Source organism: Cupriavidus basilensis OR16 (genome assembly GCF_000243095.1).
Classification (GTDB): Bacteria; Pseudomonadota; Gammaproteobacteria; order Burkholderiales; family Burkholderiaceae; genus Cupriavidus; species Cupriavidus basilensis_D.
Genome location: NZ_AHJE01000069.1, coordinates 46,489 through 63,006, shown reverse-complemented (window position 1 = coordinate 63,006; position 16,518 = coordinate 46,489). Strand labels below are relative to the sequence as shown.

Annotated in this window: 11 protein-coding genes and 3 pseudogenes; 6 read left to right on the top strand and 8 right to left on the bottom strand. The window is 65.5% G+C overall.

The genetic code is table 11. From position 1 onward, the window contains the following. Nucleotides 1-49: 49 nt before the first annotated feature. The 6 genes from dinB to OR16_RS24670 form a co-directional block, all read right to left on the bottom strand. Nucleotides 50-1,213, bottom strand: coding sequence for a DNA polymerase IV (gene dinB / locus OR16_RS24690; protein ID WP_006160869.1), 1,164 nt, complete (start codon nucleotides 1,211-1,213; stop codon nucleotides 50-52). A gap of 73 nt (nucleotides 1,214-1,286) precedes the next feature. Continuing rightward, the gene (locus OR16_RS24685; RefSeq protein ID WP_043420934.1) at nucleotides 1,287-3,773 is read right to left on the bottom strand and encodes a TonB-dependent receptor; all 2,487 of its coding nucleotides are present in this window, start codon (nucleotides 3,771-3,773) and stop codon (nucleotides 1,287-1,289) included. 158 nt (nucleotides 3,774-3,931) lie between these two features. After that, on the bottom strand, nucleotides 3,932-4,570 hold the full coding sequence (locus OR16_RS24680) for a FecR family protein (RefSeq protein ID WP_237717208.1): 639 nt from the start codon (nucleotides 4,568-4,570) through the stop codon (nucleotides 3,932-3,934). After that, nucleotides 4,528-4,905, bottom strand: coding sequence for a DUF4880 domain-containing protein (locus OR16_RS46305; RefSeq protein ID WP_237717207.1), 378 nt, complete (start codon nucleotides 4,903-4,905; stop codon nucleotides 4,528-4,530). Before OR16_RS46305 ends, OR16_RS24680 begins: the two co-directional genes overlap by 43 nt. Nucleotides 4,906-4,974: 69 nt before the next feature. Next, nucleotides 4,975-5,478: a sigma-70 family RNA polymerase sigma factor gene (locus tag OR16_RS24675; protein ID WP_006160867.1), complete on the bottom strand. Its 504-nt coding sequence runs from the start codon at nucleotides 5,476-5,478 to the stop codon at nucleotides 4,975-4,977. 214 nt (nucleotides 5,479-5,692) lie between these two features. Then, nucleotides 5,693-6,004, bottom strand: coding sequence for a hypothetical protein (locus OR16_RS24670; RefSeq protein WP_006160866.1), 312 nt, complete (start codon nucleotides 6,002-6,004; stop codon nucleotides 5,693-5,695). A gap of 270 nt (nucleotides 6,005-6,274) precedes the next feature. Here OR16_RS24670 and OR16_RS24665 point away from each other — a divergent pair, with 270 nt between their 5' ends. After that, entirely contained in the window at nucleotides 6,275-6,526 is a 252-nt protein-coding gene (locus tag OR16_RS24665) for a DUF1488 domain-containing protein (RefSeq protein WP_043420919.1), read from the top strand. A 60-nt stretch (nucleotides 6,527-6,586) separates the two neighbouring features. Here the strand turns inward: OR16_RS24665 and OR16_RS24660 are convergent, their stop codons facing one another. Continuing rightward, nucleotides 6,587-7,192: an SOS response-associated peptidase gene (locus tag OR16_RS24660; protein WP_006160862.1), complete on the bottom strand. Its 606-nt coding sequence runs from the start codon at nucleotides 7,190-7,192 to the stop codon at nucleotides 6,587-6,589. Nucleotides 7,193-7,305: 113 nt separating this feature from the next. Next, nucleotides 7,306-8,163: a 23S rRNA (adenine(2030)-N(6))-methyltransferase RlmJ gene (locus tag OR16_RS24655; RefSeq protein WP_006160860.1), complete on the bottom strand. Its 858-nt coding sequence runs from the start codon at nucleotides 8,161-8,163 to the stop codon at nucleotides 7,306-7,308. A 250-nt stretch (nucleotides 8,164-8,413) separates the two neighbouring features. Between OR16_RS24655 and mnmC the strand changes: the two are divergent. The 5 genes and pseudogenes from mnmC (at nucleotide 8,414) to OR16_RS24630 (ending at nucleotide 16,404) form a co-directional block, all read left to right on the top strand. Continuing rightward, nucleotides 8,414-10,347: pseudogene (gene mnmC / locus OR16_RS24650) on the top strand (FAD-dependent 5-carboxymethylaminomethyl-2-thiouridine(34) oxidoreductase MnmC). 225 nt (nucleotides 10,348-10,572) lie between these two features. Beyond that, nucleotides 10,573-11,885, top strand: a pseudogene (gene tig / locus OR16_RS24645) (trigger factor). 73 nt (nucleotides 11,886-11,958) lie between these two features. Continuing rightward, complete coding sequence (gene clpP / locus OR16_RS24640) at nucleotides 11,959-12,609, top strand: ATP-dependent Clp endopeptidase proteolytic subunit ClpP (RefSeq protein ID WP_006160857.1); 651 nt, start codon at nucleotides 11,959-11,961, stop codon at nucleotides 12,607-12,609. Between the two features lie 245 nt (nucleotides 12,610-12,854). Next, complete coding sequence (clpX, locus tag OR16_RS24635) at nucleotides 12,855-14,129, top strand: ATP-dependent Clp protease ATP-binding subunit ClpX (protein WP_006160855.1); 1,275 nt, start codon at nucleotides 12,855-12,857, stop codon at nucleotides 14,127-14,129. Nucleotides 14,130-14,378: 249 nt separating this feature from the next. After that, nucleotides 14,379-16,404, top strand: a pseudogene (locus OR16_RS24630) (endopeptidase La). Nucleotides 16,405-16,518: the final 114 nt, after the last annotated feature.

Here is a 16,518-nt window from a genome sequence, read left to right as displayed (position 1 = left end):
GCGTGGCTGTGCCAATACTATCAGACGGATTGGTTCGCGGCGGGGTCTGCTACGCGTTGTCGGCGAAAGGCAACTCCCCCTGTACCGGCAGCGCTGCCGGCTCCCATTCGCCCGCCGGGGTCAGGGCGCTGACCCGTACGCCCAACAAGCGGATCTTGCGGTCCAGCGGAACGCGCTTGACGCATTCGGTGGCGGCGCGCCGCAGTTGCGTGGCGTCCGCGGTCGGGGCTGGCATGCTCAGGTCGCGCGTGACGGTGTGAAAGTCGTCGTAGCGCAGCTTGACGCCGATGGTGCGGCCCACGTAGCCCTTGCGATGCAGGTCTTCCGCCAAGCGCTGGCACAGGCCGGTGAAGACTTCGGAGAGGGTCTGGCGGTCTTGCTTGGGGTGCAGGTCGCGCTCGAAGGTGGTTTCCCGGCTCATGGACTTGGGCTCCGAGCTGGTGACGACCGGGCGTTCGTCATGGCCTTGCGCGATCTCGGCTAGCCAGGCGGAGTAGCTGCGGCCGAAATGCGTCTGCAGCATGCCGAGGTCCGCGCCGGCGAGGTCGCCCACCGTGGCGATGCCAAGGGTCGCGAGTTTCTCGGTGGCTTTGGGGCCGATCCCGTTGACCTTGCGCACGGGCAGCGGCCAGATGCGCAGCGGCACGTCGCTGGCTGCCAGCAGGGTGAGCCCGTTGGGTTTGTCGAGCTCGGAGCCGATCTTGGCGAGGAGCTTGTTGGGGGCGATGCAGATGGAGCAGCTGAGCCCCGTTGCTTCGCGCACCGCTTGCTTGATGCGGGTGCCGATATCGGCAGGCTCGCCTGGCACGTCGCTCAGGTCGATATAGATTTCGTCGATGCCCCGGTCTTCGATCTCGCCGGTGAAGGTCGCGACGGCGGCCTTGAACAGGCGGGAGTAGTGCCGGTACGAGTCGAAATCCGTGGGCAGCAGGATGGCGTCGGGGGCGAGCTGCGCGGCCTTCATCATGCCCATGGCGGAGAACACCCCCAGCGCCCGCGCTTCGTAGGTGGAGGTGGTGACGACGCCGCGCCCGGCATAGTCGCGCAGGCGGGCAAAGCGCCGGCTGCCGTCGGGAAGTATTTCCGGCACCGCATTTCGTCCACCGCCGATCACCACCGGCATGCCGCGCAGTTCCGGATACCGCAATAGCTCGACAGACGCGTAGAACGCGTCCATATCCAGGTGGGCGATGCGACGGGGTGCGGATGACATGGCGTCAGTGGGTTACTGTATGCATATACAGTATATCGAATTCTGCCGACAGTATCGCTGTGCCCCGGTCGCTTTACCAGCGATGCACGTAGGTGGCCGTCATGGCGATGCCCGCCGCAGGCAGGTGGGAGGTGTTGTTGCTGTTGCGCAGCAACTGGCTGTAAAGCGGGTAGTAGTAGCGGTTCAGCAGGTTCTGGATACCCACCGTGATGGTGTCCTTCTTGCCGACCCGGTAGTGGCTGATGAGGTCCAGCGTGGTGTAACTGGCCACGTCGCGCCGGCCAAAGCTGTCGACACCGTTGAGCCGGTAGTCATGGCCGGCGAAGAAGGTGGCTTGCAGGCGGTGGCCCCAGGCGGGCGCGGGCCGGTATTGCACGTAGCCGGTCAGCTTGAGGGGCGGGATCCGGTAGCCGCTCATCTGCTGGCTCGGGCTGCCTTGCGGGGTTTCCCGGCCGCGCATCCAGGTGAAGGTGCCGCCAGTGCCCCATTGCTCGTTGTCGGATAGGTAGTCGGCGCTGGCTTCCACGCCATAGATACGCTCGGCGGTGCGGGTCAGGATCAGGCCGTTGTTGAAGCTCTGCACATCGCCCAGGTCGGAGGTGGTGTAGAACACCGCCAGCGAGGTCAAGGTGTTGCCGAAGGCGCCGCGCCAGCCGAGCTCGTAGTTGTTGGTCTTGACCGGCTGCAGGTCGGAGGAGCCGATGTCGAAGCCGGCGCGCGCGTTGCGTACCTGCAGGCCGATGTCGGGCAAGTTGAAGCCCTGGCTGAACGCGGCATAGACCTCGTGCCCCTTGACCGGCTTGTAGACGACGCCGGCGTTGCCCAGCAGCGCGGTGTAGTCGACCGAGCCACCCTTGACGGTGGCCGGCTGCGCCACGCGCGATTGCGACAGCGGCACGAAGTCGTTGAAGCGGGCATTGGCGTACTGGTAGCGCAGGCCGCCCTCGGCCGACCACTGCTCGTTGAACTTGTGCTGCAGCTGGCCAAAGCCGCCCAGGCTGCGCGTGGTGATCTGCGGCATGTAGGTAAGCGTGCCGGTCTTGTTGAAGACGCGGCCGCCGCTGGCGTCATAGGCCTTGGGATCGAAGATGTCGATCGGCATGTCGCTGCGTTCCTGCTCGAAGTCCAGGCCCCACACAAGACGGGTGCGCCTGGCGGTGTCCAGCGGCGTCTTGATGGTAAGCCGGCTGCCGAACACGCCGGAGTTCTGCATGGACTGGTCGACATTGCCGCCACGCGTGGCGACGGCGCGTGCGTCGAAGGGTGTGAAGCGCGTGAAGTAGTCGCGGTAGTAAAGCTGCGCGGAGACGGCGCTGCCGGCCAGGTTCTTGTGCTCGTACTCAAGATTGAGCAGTGTGTTGCGGATCTGGTTCTGGTCGGCGAGCTGCAGGCCGCTGATAGCGCGCGCGGGCACGCTGCCCGGGGGCAGGCGGGCTACCGATGGGTCGGAGGCGTAGCCAGTATCCTGCCTGGCGTTGAAATGGCTGACGGCGAGCTGCACGCGCTGCTCGGGCGCCAGGCGCAGGCCAAGCTTGCCGCCGATGTTGTAGTTGTCGGACTGGAACAGGTCGCCCTGGCTGGGCTCCGGGGCGACGCGCTGGCCGCGCGCATCGTAGGCGCTGCCGATGCGGCGGGCGCCGACGTCAAAGGCATAGTCGACCATCCCCTCGCTGCCGGAAACATGTTGCTGCAGCTGGCCGGACAAGCCGTCCGCGCGCAGCCGGGAGAGCGGCGAGGTGAGTGAAAACATGGTTTCCGACAGCGGCGGGCCGCCGGCCGGGCGCGTGTTGATGGAGACGATGCCCCCGGTGGCCCCGCCGCCGTAGATGGCGCTGCTGCCGCGCAGGACTTCGATGCGCTCGATCAATGCCGGGTCCACGTTGGCGAGGTTGCGCGCCGAGTCCCGGTTGGTGTTTAACGGCATGCCGTCGACGAGGACCAGCATGCCGCGGCCCCGCAGGGTCTGGCCGAAATCGGTCACGGTATGGCTGGAGTCGGACATGCCGGGAATGACCTTGGAGAGCAGGGTGGCGACGCTGTCGGACCCGGCCTTGAGCGCATCGATCTCCGCGCGGTCGATGACCGTGACCTGCCGGGTGGGGCGCATCAGGTCGCTAGAGGTTCGCGAAGCGGTGACCTCCACGGCTTCGAGCATCCTGGCCGGCTCCTGGGCAGGCGCGGCCGTCGCTGCCGTCGCTGCCGTTGCTGCCAATGCTGCCGTGGCGGCGATCTGCGCGGCGGCATCGGTCTGGCCCGCAGGCTGTAGCACGATGCCGCTGCCATTGCGCTGGTAGCGGATGCCGCTGCCCTTGAGCAGCGTATCGAGCGCGGCTTCGGCGGGCATGCTGCCATGGACGGCGGGGGCTTGCTTGCCGGCCACCAATGCAGGCGTGAAGAACAACTGGAGCGACGTTTGCCGGCCGAGTTGCGTGAGCGCGTTGGCCAGCGGCTGGGCACGGATGTCGATGGTCGCCGGCGCTTGCCGCGACGGCTGGGCTGCCGCCGGCGCGGCGACGGCCCCGATCAGCGTGGCGGCCAAGGTGGCTATCAGCGGGGGCATGGCGCGCGTTTGGTGCGGTTGCTGCTTCTTCGGATCTTGCTGGGTCACGTCGGGGTCTTCTCGGATAAGCCGGATCGGCGTAAAGGGATACGGGATACCTGCCCGCAGGGGGCGGGCACGCTCGGGGAGAAGACGAAACGCGGAGCAAAAACCTGAATCTAGCGCGAGAATATTTCCGTGCTGCCGTCGGCAAGGGTGCGCACACCCACTGGCAGGAACCGTGGCAGGGCGGCGAGCAGGGCGTCGGTATCATCGGCACGGAACACGCTGCTCAGGCGCAGCGCGCCGGTGCCGGCGTCGCTGATCCTGACCGGGCTGCGCCGATATCGCGAAACCTCGGCGGCCACCAGCGACAGCGGCTGGTCCTTGAACAGCAGCTTGCCTTCGCGCCAGGCCATGGCGGCACCGAGATCGACGGCTGCCGCGGGCGCGACCCGGCCATCGCCGGCGATGCGCGTGCCGAGGCCGGCCGACAGGTGCGCGGCAGACGGCGCTGCGCTGCGGCCTTGCACGCCCACCGACCCCGATTCGACCGCGACCGCGACCTCGGCGCCGTCGCGGCGCACGTCGAAGCGGGTGCCGGTGACCGTGACGGTGCCACTGCCGGCATCAACCACGAAGGGCCGCTCGTTGGCGTGGGCGACCTCGAACATGGCCTCGCCGTCGGCTAGCGTCACGGCGCGCAGGCCCGGTTCAAAGCGTACCGATAGCCGTGTGCGCGTATTGAGCTCGACGACGGAGCCATCGGGCAGCGTCACGCGCTGCCGCTCGCCGGGGGCTGTGCTGAAGCTGGCCATATAGGCTGCCGGGCCGGGCGCTGCCTGCTCGCGGCGAACCATGCGGCGCCGACGGCCACCGCGCAGATGCCGGCCATCATTGTGGCGCGCATGGCGGGTCGCGAGCCTCGGGCGGCGACCGGTGCAGGGGCTTGCGCCAGGGCGCGCAGGCGCTCCGGGTCGAGCGCGCCTGCTGCTTGCCAGATGCGCTCCAGCGCCGTGTATTCGGCCCGGTGCACGGGGCTGGCGTCGAGCCATGCCGCCATCTCGACGCGGTCCTGCTCGCTGAGCGAGCCATCGCAGGCGCGCGCAAACCAGCGCGCCGCGGTTTCGCGGGGTGCATCCGGCGTCGTCATGGGAGCGTGGCCCCAAGGCGGGTGGTGGGCAAAGGGGAGGGGGCAGGTGCCTGGATCAAGGCGCGGTACTCAATGGGGTGCTTGCGGGCCGAGCCGGTCGCGCAGATGGCGCATCGTGCGGATCATGGTTTTCTCGACCATGTTCTTCGATACCCGAAGGCGCTCGGCGATGTCTTGCTGCGAGAGGCCTTCGAGGCGTTGCCAGACAAAAACCTGACGGCATTTGAGCGGCAGCTCGGCCAGCGCTTGCTCGAGCGCGGCGGCCAGCTGGACAGCATGGAGCGCAGCTTCGGGGTCGCCGGAGCTTGCGGGATGCGAGTCGATGCTGTCAAGCGGGAGCGTCTCCCGGCCGCCTTCGCGCCGGTAAGTGTCGATGGCGAGGTGACGGGCAGTCTGGTGCAGGTAGGCGCGGGGATGCTCGGGCGGGCTGCCCTTGCTTTCCAGCAGTTTGAGCAGCGCGTCCTGGGTCAGGTCCTCGGCGGCATGCCGATTGCTCAGCTTGCGGGTCCAGGTGCCGACCAGTTCCTCGTAGTAGGCGAACAAGCCGAATGCGCGCGAAGGATGTGACGGCATGGCGTGCGCGCGGCTGCGGTTGGTTGTAAATGCGACGTATTATCATTTGCGCGGGCAATGTTCGTCAATGGCTACATTGAGCCCGCCCGCCGGCACAAAAAAGAAAGCCCGCGCATTGCGCGGGCCTTTGAAAGCGCAGCCGGTGTAAGCGGATCCGGCTGGCTCGCGATTGTCGCAATGGGCGTCGGATTCTCTTTCCCCTCCGGCGATGGGATTAGCGGAGCAGGAAGGCGATATCGTCGACCCTGATCTGCGCCACGGCCACCCCGCGGCGTTGCTGGAACAGGATGTGCTGGAGGACCTGGCGGCGCTGCCTGGCGAAGACGGCCAGGTCGATGGGCGTGCCGGCCCGGGCGTAATGCTCGACCAGCAGCTTGTAGGCACGGTGCCGCATCTGCAGGGCTTCGCCTTCGGCGCGTAGCCGCCCGGTGTCTTCGGCCGGCGTCACCTCGGCCTGGCGCAACGCCTCCATGGCGGCGGCATGCATGTCGCGGTAGCGGTCCAGCTCGCTCTGCGTGGCGTGCAACCGCTCGCGCAGCGCGCGGACCTTGCGTTGCAGGAATCGTACGGTCTGGCTGTTCGCGGACGAAGTAGAAGATGCTTAGATCTGGTCTTCCCAACGCATATGTCGCGTCATGTCCGGGCAGTGCAAAGCGGCCACATCGTGGGTGGAGCGACAGGAGGAAGCGGTTCTTTCCAGTCTTTTTTAAGGGAGTAATTGCTGAGTCCGGCACAAATACGGCAGCCCCGTCTTCTATACCGTACGGAGGGGGGCGAATCGGACTAGGATAGGGATATGGCACTTAATTTTCCTAATCCCAGCCGGAGTTACGACCCATCCAGGCATTGCGTGTGTTTTTGGGGCTACGACAGTTCGCGTGAGATCTCCTTCGAGGTCGACCGCGCGGTACTCTCCAGCCTCAGCCCCGAGTTGCGCCCGGACGAGCCCGCCGTGCTGGAGGCATTCGACCGCCACCGCGACCACATCCTTGAGCTCGCGCGCGAGCTCTATTCCCGTAGCCGGCAGAACCGGTACACCATCTCCTGACCACCATCTCCTGACGGTGCTTCCTTCCTTGGTGGTTCCGATCGCGCGGGCGCTCGCCTGTCACGACGCCTCCGCCGCGCGAGGCGGCAGCGGTGCGGGCTCCGCTGCCATCTTGTCTGCGGCATAAGGGCGCAGGAAGCTGCGCGCCAGTTCCGTATCCCGGCAGTTCAGCCAATCGTCCCACTCGTTCGGCGGCACGATCACGATCATCCTTTTTTCCTTGCCTGGCGCATGGAACCGGCTCATCAAGGGGTGCTCGCCTGGCCACGCGCGCCAGAGCCCGGCTATCGCCATCGGGGCGTCATCTTTCAGCCAGATGCGCCAGCGCAACGCCTTGCCGGTTTCATAGCCGGGCTCGTAGAAGCACGTGGCGGGTACCAGGCAGAGCTGGCCGCTTTTCCAGGCCGGGGAGAACGTGCGTTTTTCGCCTACCGATTCCGAGCGCGCGTTGGTGGTGTCGAACTTGGCCACGCCCGGCGGAATGCGTTTTCTGGGGACCATCCCGAACGTGCCGACCAGGCATCGCCGTTGGCGCTCATGGTCCGAGACAAGCAGCGGCGCCGCATAGTCGGGCCACGTCTGCGGCGGCCACTCCTGCACCGGGCAGGTAACGCCAAATACGTCGCGGAGCAGGGCAGCCTGCGCGGGCGCGTAGTTGATGCACATGAGCGGGTCTCCATGACGGTGCCGCATGCCAATGCGAATCACCAGTATGGAGGATGGCCGCCGCAGGGCCAAAGTGCTTCTTTCTCGCCAGCGGGCCGCCGGCGCGAAGAAGATCAGCTTTCCTGCGCTTCCAGCGTGAACCCGGCGCCGTCATCCTGGCGCAGCATCGTCACCAGGGCGGGCATGGCCGCCTCCAGGGTTTCCTTCAGGCGCCATGGCGGGTTGACGATGAACATGCCGCTGCCGTGCAGGCCCAGCCCGCCGGCTACCGGGTGCTTGACGCGCAGGCTGACGTGCAGCCAGCTCTTGAGCGGCAGCTTTTTCAGCTGCACCGGCAACTGCACGGACTCGCGGCGCTGTACCTCGGGATACCAGATGGCGTACATGCCGGTGGCAAAGCGCTGCAGGCAATCCTGCAGGCTGCGCACCACACGGCCGTAGTCCTGCTTGTCTTCGTACGACGGATCGATCAGCACCAGCGCGCGGCGCGGCGGTGGCGGCAGGATGGCATTGATGCCGGTAAAGCCGTCACCGTCATACAGCATGACGCGGCGGCCGGCGCCGCGGAAGTTGTCGCGCAGCACCTGGATCTCCGTGCTGTGCATCTCGAACAGGCGCAGGCGGTCGGCGTCGCGCAGCATCTGCCAGGCGAGCCAGGGCGAGCCGGGGTAGTGTTTCAGGTTGCCATCGGGGTTTAGCGTGCGTACCTGTTCCAGGTAATCCTCGACCAGGGTCGGCATGGGGCGCTTGGCGGCGGCGGCCTGCCAAAGGCGGGCGATGCCGGTCTCGAACTCGCCCTTTTTCTGCGCGTAGGCATGATCGAGCGCGTACAGCCCGGCGCCGGCGTGCGTGTCGATATACCAGAAGGGCTTGTCTTTCTGGCTCAACTGCTCCAGCAACTGGACCACGATGGCGTGTTTGAGAACGTCGGCGTGGTTGCCGGCGTGGAAGGCGTGACGATAGCTGAGCATGGCGAGGCGGGAAAGGGCGTGCGAGGCGTGCGGGCGAGGCGTGCGGGTGCCGGCCTGGATGGGCCGGCGGCACAGGGCGCTATGCTACCATCGCCAGGCTTTGGGGCGGGCCGGCGGCATGCCGGAGGACTCGCCTGGCGGGCGCTTGCCGGCGCCTTTGCCATCCTCCAGCTCCGATGCATTTCGCGTCCGACGCGTCCCCGCCGCATTCCTGATTTCCCCGACCTCAGTGCTCTTGTCCCCCTTGTCAATGTCCCGCGCCCTAGATCTCGCCGAGCCCGTTTTTTCCGCCTCAGGCTCGCCATACTCGCCGCGCTACGACGAGGTCTACCGCGATGGCGCGGCGGGTTTGCAGAGGGCGCGCCACGTCTTCCTGGCCGGCACTGGCTTGCCGCAGGCCTGGGGCGGGCGCGACCAGTTCGTGATCCTGGAGGCCGGTTTCGGCCTGGGGCTGAATTTCCTGGCCACCTGGCAGGCATGGCGGGACGATCCCCGGCGTTGCCGGCGGCTGCATTTTGTGTCGGTGGAGACGCATCCGTTTACCAGCGAGGGGCTTGCCGCAGTGCACGCCAGCCTTGACGCGTTGGCGGAGTTCGCGCCGCTGGCCGCCGAACTGAGGGCCGCGTGGCCACTGGCATTGCCCGGCCTGCACCGGCTGGAATTCGAGGGCGGGGCGGTTGCGCTGACGCTGGCGTTCGGTGATATCGACGCCGTGCTGCCGCGGCTGGTGCTGGGCGCGGATGCGTTTTACCTGGACGGTTTTTCGCCTGCGCGCAATCCCGATATGTGGCAGCCGCAATTGATGAAGCGGCTGGCCCGGCTGGCCCGTCCGGAGGCCACGCTGGCCACGCACGTGGCGGATAGCGTCTTCCAGCGGGGTTTGCAGGCGGCCGGCTTCGCGGTCAGCTCAGTGCCAGGATTCGGCAGCGAGCCACCGATGACCGTGGCGCGCTTCCCTGTCATGCGCGGCACGCGGCGGCAGCCGCCGCCGCCCGCCGCCGCGTGGCCCGAGCGGCACGCGATCGTCGTCGGTGCCGGCCTGGCCGGCTGCGCGGTCACGGAGCGGCTGGCCGCGCGCGGCTGGCGCGTGACCTTGTTCGATGCCCATGACGGCCCGGCGCAACTGACCTCAGCCCATCGCGCCGCGGCCAGCGGCGGCGGGCATGCGCCTGGCTGGCAGGCTGCGGCGTGCTGCAGACCGGCGCCGGCGCGCAGGACGCCCGGATCCAGCAGGCGGCCCTCGCCGCCCTGGGCTTTCCCGAGGCGTTCGCGCGCTGGATGAGCGCCGAGGAAGCCGCGGCCCGGCATGGCGCGCCGGTGCCCCACGGCGGGCTGTGGTTCGGGCAGGGCGGCTGGGCGCCACCGCCCGAGATCTGCCGCGCGCAGCTGGCGCGGGCCGGGGCGGCGGTGACGGCCCGCTACGGCAGCCGGGTCGCGCGGCTGGCCCGTGTCGCGGATGGCTGGCAAGCGCTGGACGCGGCGGGTACGGTGATGGCCGCGGCGCCGGTGGTAGTGGTGGCCAACGCATACGAAGCGCTGCGCTTGCTCGCGCCGCGCCATATGACGATCGACCGGGTGCGCGGCCAGCTCACCACGCTGGAGCCGGCAGCGCTGGCGCGGCTTGGCGAATGGCCCGATTGCGTGGTCACCGGCACCGGCTACCTGCTGCCGCGCGCCGCCGACGGCACCGCGCGCGTCGGCTCCAGCTACGAGCCGGATCCGCAGGATTCCGGCGCGCTGGACGCGCGCCCGGCGGTGCATGCCGAGAACCTGGCCCGGCTTGGCGCGTTGCTGCCGGCGCTTGCGGGCTCGGCCGCCGGCCTGGATCCGGCAACGCTCAAAGGGTACGTTGGCGTGCGCAGCGTCTCGCACAACCGCCTGCCGCTGATCGGCCGCGTGCCCGACGAGGTTCAGGCGGCGCGGGACGCCGCAGCGCTCAGCGGGGCGCGCCTAAGGGATATCCCTCGGCTGCCAGGACTCTACGCGGCACTTGCATATGGCTCGCGCGGCCTCACATGGGCCGCATTGGGGGCGGAATTGCTGGCCTGCCAGATCGAAGGGGAGCCTTTGCCGCTTGAGCTCGATCTGGCCGAGGCCATCGATCCGGCGCGGCTGCTGGTACGCGCCTTGCGCCAGGGGACCGTGGCAAGCGGCGATGTGCCCGCCGAGCCGGTTCCCGGGTAAAAACTGCCGGAACCGAATGAAAACCGTGCGATAATGCCCGTTTTCCGTTTGCGCGGACCTGCGCCCGGATGCTCTGGAAACGCGATTTTTTGCGCGTATCCGCAGCGTGCGATGCGGTTCGCGTGCCGGGTATCGGCATTTGCCGTCGCTTTGCCTGTGTCTTCTCGGGCACGCGAGCGGGGTGCGCTTACGAACACAACAACACTCTGGATTGGATCAACGACCATGTCGAATGTCATTGAAAACCTTGGCAAACTGGACCGAACCGTCTGGTTCGCCTGTCGAAGACGGTGAAGATGTCCGGTTTCCGTCCCGGCAAGGTACCGATGAAGATGGTCGAGAAGCAATACGGCCAGCAAGTCGAGTTCGAAGTGCGCTTCGACAAGGCTGCCCGCAAGTTCTTCGACATCACCAAAGAACAAGACGTCAAGGTTGCCGGCCAGCCCAAGTTCGAAGTCAAGACCGACGGCGTGAGCGAAGACGAAGTGGCCTTCGACGCGACCTTCGAGGTCTATCCGGAAGTCAAGCTGGGTGACCTGGCTGGCGCCGAAGTGACCCGCACCAAGACCGAAATCACCGATGCCGAAGTCGACAAGACCATCGACATCCTGCGCAAGCAGCGCGTGCACTACCACACCCGTGGCGAAGCCGGCGAGCACGGCGACGGCGGCGCAGAAGTGGCCGCCCAGAACGGCGACCGCGTGACCCTGGACTTCGTCGGCAAGATCGACGGCGTGGAATTCCCCGGTGGCAAGGCTGACGATTTCGGCTTCGTGCTGGGCGAAGGCCGCATGCTGCCCGAGTTCGAGCAAGCTGCCCAGGGCCTGAAGGTTGGCGAAAGCAAGACCTTCCCGCTGGCGTTCCCCGAGGACTATCACGGCAAGGACGTGGCCGGCAAGACTGCCGAGTTCACCATCACGCTCAAGAAGATCGAGTGGGCGCACCTGCCGGAAGTGAACGACGAGTTCGCCAAGTCGCTGGGCATCGCCGATGGCAGCGTCGAGAAGATGCGCGCCGACATCCGCGAAAACCTGGAGCGCGAAGTCAAGCGCCGCACGCACGCCATGCTGAAGGACCAGGTCATGGACGCGCTGCTCAAGGCGAGCGAGCTGGAAGTGCCGAAGGCCCTGATCGAGCAAGACCAGGAGCGCCTGGTGGAAATGGCTCGCCGCGACCTGGAACAACGTGGCATGCCGAACGCCAAGGACATGCCCATCCCGGCCGAAATGTTCACGCAGCAAGCCGAGCGCCGCGTCAAGCTGGGCCTGATCCTGGCCGAGATCGTCAAGGCCCACGGCCTGGACGCCAAGGCAGACCAGATCAAGGCCGAGATCGAAGACTTCGCCAAGAGCTACGAAGACCCGAAGGAAGTCATGCGCTGGTACTACGGCGACCAACAGCGCCTGGCCGAGATGGAAGCCTACGTGCTGGAAAACAACGTGGTAAATTTCGTGTGCGACAAGGCCAAGGTCACCGACAAGACGGTGTCCTTCGAGGAACTGACTGCCGAAGGCAACAACCAGCCTCAGCAGGCTTGAGCCTGGCCCGTGGCCGGAGCGCATGGCGCGCCGGCCGCAGCCTTGTCTCTTACCGAACTCCAGGAGAACTTGCATGACCCGCAATGATTTGCTTGACCGTCTGGCCACCACGCAGGCCTCCGCCCTGGAAACGCAGGGACTGGGGCTGGTGCCGATGGTGGTTGAGCAGTCCGGTCGGGGCGAGCGCGCCTATGACATCTATTCGCGCCTGTTGAAGGAGCGTTTGATTTTCATGGTCGGCGAAGTCAACGACCAGACCGCTAACCTGGTGGTCGCCCAGTTGCTGTTCCTGGAAAGCGAGAATCCCGACAAGGACATCTCGCTCTACATCAACTCGCCGGGTGGCTCGGTGTCGGCTGGCCTCGCCATCTACGACACCATGCAATTCGTCAAGCCGGACGTGGCCACGCTGTGCATGGGCATGGCAGCCAGCATGGGTGCATTCCTGCTGTCGGCTGGCGCCAAGGGCAAGCGTTCGGCGCTGCCCAACTCGCGCATCATGATCCACCAGCCGCTGGGCGGCGCGCGCGGCCAGGCCTCGGACATCGAGATCCAGGCCCGCGAGATCCTGTACCTGCGCGAGCGGCTCAACACGATCCTGTCGGAAGTCACCGGCCAGCCGGTCGAGAAGATTGCCCGCGATACCGATCGCGACAACTTCATGAGCGGCGACCAGGCAGTGGACTACGGCCTGATCGACAAGGTGCTCACCCGCCGTGCCTGACAGACCGGCCCGGCTGCCGCAAGGCGGGCCGGGCCGGGGCCGGGTGGCGATACTCCGGGTATCGCCGCCCGGCCGCAACGAAGAAGGCTATACAGAAACGAGGCCTTGTGCCTCGTTTTTTGCTTTTGCCCCACAGCGTGGGGGTCTACCCGCCGCGCCATTTTTTTGGCGTATGATGCGTTTGAAGCGTATCCCCGCAGCGCTCCGGCACTGCGGCACGCACACTGCTAATGTGACTGATTCCTATGGCGGATAAAAAAGGTTCATCCAGCGAGAAGCTCCTTTACTGCTCGTTCTGCGGCAAGAGCCAGCACGAGGTAAAGAAGCTCATCGCGGGCCCGTCGGTGTTCATTTGCGACGAATGCATCGACCTGTGCAACGAGATCATCCGCGACGAGGCCGCTGCATCCGACAAGGATGCCGGCGCCTCGGCCAAGTCCGATCTTCCCACCCCGCACGAGATCCGCGAAAGCCTGGATCAGTACGTGATCGGGCAGGAGCAGGCCAAGAAGATCCTGGCCGTAGCGGTGTACAACCACTACAAGCGCCTGAAGCACCTCGGCAAGAAGGACGACGTCGAGTTGTCCAAGAGCAACATCCTGCTGATCGGCCCCACGGGTTCGGGCAAGACGCTGCTGGCGCAAACGCTGGCGCGCCTGCTCAATGTGCCGTTCGTGATCGCCGATGCCACCACGCTGACCGAAGCCGGCTATGTCGGCGAGGACGTGGAAAACATCATCCAGAAGTTGCTGCAGAACTGCAACTACGAGGTGGAAAAGGCACAGCGCGGCATCGTCTACATTGATGAGATCGACAAGATCTCGCGCAAATCCGACAACCCGTCCATCACCCGCGATGTCTCCGGTGAGGGCGTGCAGCAGGCCCTGCTGAAGCTGGTCGAAGGCACCATGGCTTCGGTGCCCCCGCAAGGCGGGCGCAAGCACCCGAACCAGGACTTCCTGCAGGTGGATACTACCAACATCCTGTTTATCTGCGGCGGTGCGTTCGACGGCCTCGAAAAGGTCATCATGCAGCGTTCGGACAAGACCGGTATCGGTTTTGCCGCGCAGGTGCAGAGCAAGGAAGAGCGCGAGGCCAGCGAAGTGCTGCCGCAGGTCGAGCCGGAAGACCTGATCAAGTTCGGGTTGATCCCGGAACTGATCGGCCGCCTCCCGGTAGTGGCCACGCTGGCAAAGCTGGACGAAGCCGCGCTCATGCAGATCCTGGTCGAGCCGAAGAACGCGCTGATCAAGCAGTACCAGAAGCTGCTGGCGATGGAAGGCGTTGAGCTGGAAATCCGCCCGGCCGCGCTCTCCGCGATTGCCCGCAAGGCAATCCGCCGCAAGACCGGGGCGCGTGGCCTGCGTTCGATACTCGAACAGTCGCTGATGGATGTGATGTACGACCTGCCAAACTACAAGGGCGTGCAAAAGGTGGTGATCGATGAGAACACCATTACCGGGGACGCTCCGCCGCTGCTGATGTACGAGGAACAGCCTAAGGTGGCGGGTTCGAACTGACGCGAACGCCGGCGCCTATGTAGATGCCAGGCCGGCAGCGAGTCCTGAGAGGCCGTTCGCGAAAAGCGAGCGGCTTTTTTTCTTCATTTTCGTAAAACGAAGGGGAGGAAACGGGGGTATGCTGTTTGGACGGGTCTAGCAAGTGCGGGGAGCAGCATTTTGCAACTAGCATCGAATCGCGTGCAAAGGATGTCTTGCAATCGATTCATGAGACCCAATTTACGCCTAAATGACTGACTGGGGAAAATGATGTCCGGAACACAACTCCTCCCGGCTGAGCCGATTCGCTTGCCACTGTTGCCGCTGCGCGACGTGGTAGTGTTTCCGCACATGGTGATCCCACTGTTCGTGGGACGTCCGAAGTCCATCAAGGCGCTAGAAACTGCGATGGAGGCGGGCAAAAGCATCATGCTTGTGGCCCAGAAACGGCGGCCAAGGATGAGCCGACCGCCGATGACCTCTATGAGGTGGGCTGCATCGCCAACATCCTGCAAATGCTCAAGCTGCCCGACGGCACCGTCAAGGTGCTGGTGGAAGGCACGCAGCGCGCGAATATCCGCGAAGTGAGCGAAGACGAATCGCACTTCATGTGCGAAGCCGTGCCCGTGCCGCCGGCCCGGTCGAGACCGCCGAGACGGAGGCGCTGCGTCGCGCCATCGTGTCGCAGTTCGACCAGTACGTGAAGCTGAACAAGAAGATCCCGCCCGAGATCCTGACTTCGCTGTCGGGCATCGACGAGCCGGGCCGCCTGGCCGACACCATCGCCGCGCATCTGCCGATCAAGCTCGAGCAGAAGCAGAAGATCCTGGAGATGGTCAATGTCACGGAACGCCTGGAGAGCCTGCTGTCGCAGCTCGAGGGCGAGATCGACATCCTGCAGGTGGAAAAGCGCATCCGTGGCCGCGTCAAGCGCCAGATGGAGAAGAGCCAGCGCGAGTACTACCTCAACGAGCAGGTCAAGGCCATCCAGAAGGAACTGGGCGAAGGCGAAGAGGGCGCCGACCTGGAAGAACTCGACAAGCGCATCAAGGCTGCGCGCATGCCGAAGGAAGCCAAGAAGAAGGCCGACGCCGAATTCAAGAAGCTCAAGCTGATGTCACCGATGTCGGCGGATCGCAATCCGCTCTTCCTGCTCGACGAGATCGACAAGATGGGCATGGATTTCCGCGGCGATCCGTCGTCGGCATTGCTCGAGGTGCTGGACCCGGAACAGAACCACACGTTCCAGGACCATTACATCGAGGTCGATTTCGACCTGTCCGATGTGATGTTCGTGGCGACCTCCAATTCGCTCAACATTCCGCCGCCGTTGCTGGACCGGATGGAAGTGATCCGCCTGTCGGGTTACACCGAGGAAGAGAAGGTCAACATCGCCCAGCGCTACCTGCTGCCCAAGCAGATCAAGAACAATGGTCTGAAGGCCGGCGAGATGGAAGTGAACGAAGACGCCCTGCGCGACATCATTCGCTACTACACGCGTGAGGCGGGCGTCCGCTCGCTCGAGCGTGAGGTGTCCAAGATCGCCCGCAAGGTGGTCAAGCTGCTGCTGCTCAAGAAGGAAACGGGCACGGTCAAGGTGGCGTCGGAGAACCTGGACAAATTCCTTGGCGTGCGCAAGTACGACTTCGGCCTGGCCGGCAAGGAAAACCAGGTAGGCCAGGTGACCGGTCTGGCGTGGACGGAAGTGGGCGGCGATCTGCTGACCATCGAAGCCGCGATCATGCCGGGCAAGGGCAACATCACCCGCACCGGTTCGCTGGGCGACGTGATGAAGGAATCGGTCGAGGCGGCACGTTCGGTGGTGCGCTCGCGGGCACGTCGTCTGGGCATTACGGACGAGATGTTCGAGAAGCGCGACATCCACATCCACGTGCCTGAAGGCGCCACCCCCAAGGATGGCCCTTCGGCAGGCGGTGCGATGACCACGGCGCTGGTGTCGGTGCTCACGGGCATTCCGGTGCGGGCCGATGTGGCCATGACCGGCGAGATCACGCTGCGCGGCGAAGTCCTGCCGATCGGCGGCCTCAAGGAGAAACTGCTCGCAGCGCATCGCGGCGGTATCAAGCTGGTGCTGATCCCGGAAGAGAACGTGAAGGATCTTGCGGAGATTCCGGACAACGTCAAGAACGCCATCGAGATCATCCCGGTGCGCTGGATCGACAAGGTCCTGGAACTCGCGCTCGAGCGCAAGCCCGAGCCTCTGCCTGAAGAAGTGGCCAAGCCTGCCGATGTGGCGGACAAGGGCGCTGCCAAGGTCGAGATGATTCATCACTGATGATGTCTCGCTGATGCTGCCGTAGTTTCCTGGCAGCGCATGAAAAACGCCGCGGGGGTCCCCCGCGGCGTTTTTCTATTCCGCCTTGCTGTTCCGCATCACTTTGCGCAGCTT

Excerpts from the sequence above, each read along its gene's own strand:
- dinB (WP_006160869.1), bottom strand. The coding sequence starts at position 1,213 with ATGTCATCCGCACCCCGTCGCATCGCCCACCTGGATATGGACGCGTTC.
- OR16_RS24685 (WP_043420934.1), bottom strand. The coding sequence starts at position 3,773 with ATGCCCCCGCTGATAGCCACCTTGGCCGCCACGCTGATCGGGGCCGTC.
- OR16_RS24680 (WP_237717208.1), bottom strand. The coding sequence starts at position 4,570 with ATGGCCAGCTTCAGCACAGCCCCCGGCGAGCGGCAGCGCGTGACGCTG.
- OR16_RS46305 (WP_237717207.1), bottom strand. The coding sequence starts at position 4,905 with ATGACGACGCCGGATGCACCCCGCGAAACCGCGGCGCGCTGGTTTGCG.
- OR16_RS24675 (WP_006160867.1), bottom strand. The coding sequence starts at position 5,478 with ATGCCGTCACATCCTTCGCGCGCATTCGGCTTGTTCGCCTACTACGAG.
- OR16_RS24665 (WP_043420919.1), top strand. The coding sequence starts at position 6,275 with ATGGCACTTAATTTTCCTAATCCCAGCCGGAGTTACGACCCATCCAGG.
- OR16_RS24660 (WP_006160862.1), bottom strand. The coding sequence starts at position 7,192 with ATGTGCATCAACTACGCGCCCGCGCAGGCTGCCCTGCTCCGCGACGTA.
- OR16_RS24655 (WP_006160860.1), bottom strand. The coding sequence starts at position 8,163 with ATGCTCAGCTATCGTCACGCCTTCCACGCCGGCAACCACGCCGACGTT.
- clpP (WP_006160857.1), top strand. The coding sequence starts at position 11,959 with ATGACCCGCAATGATTTGCTTGACCGTCTGGCCACCACGCAGGCCTCC.
- clpX (WP_006160855.1), top strand. The coding sequence starts at position 12,855 with ATGGCGGATAAAAAAGGTTCATCCAGCGAGAAGCTCCTTTACTGCTCG.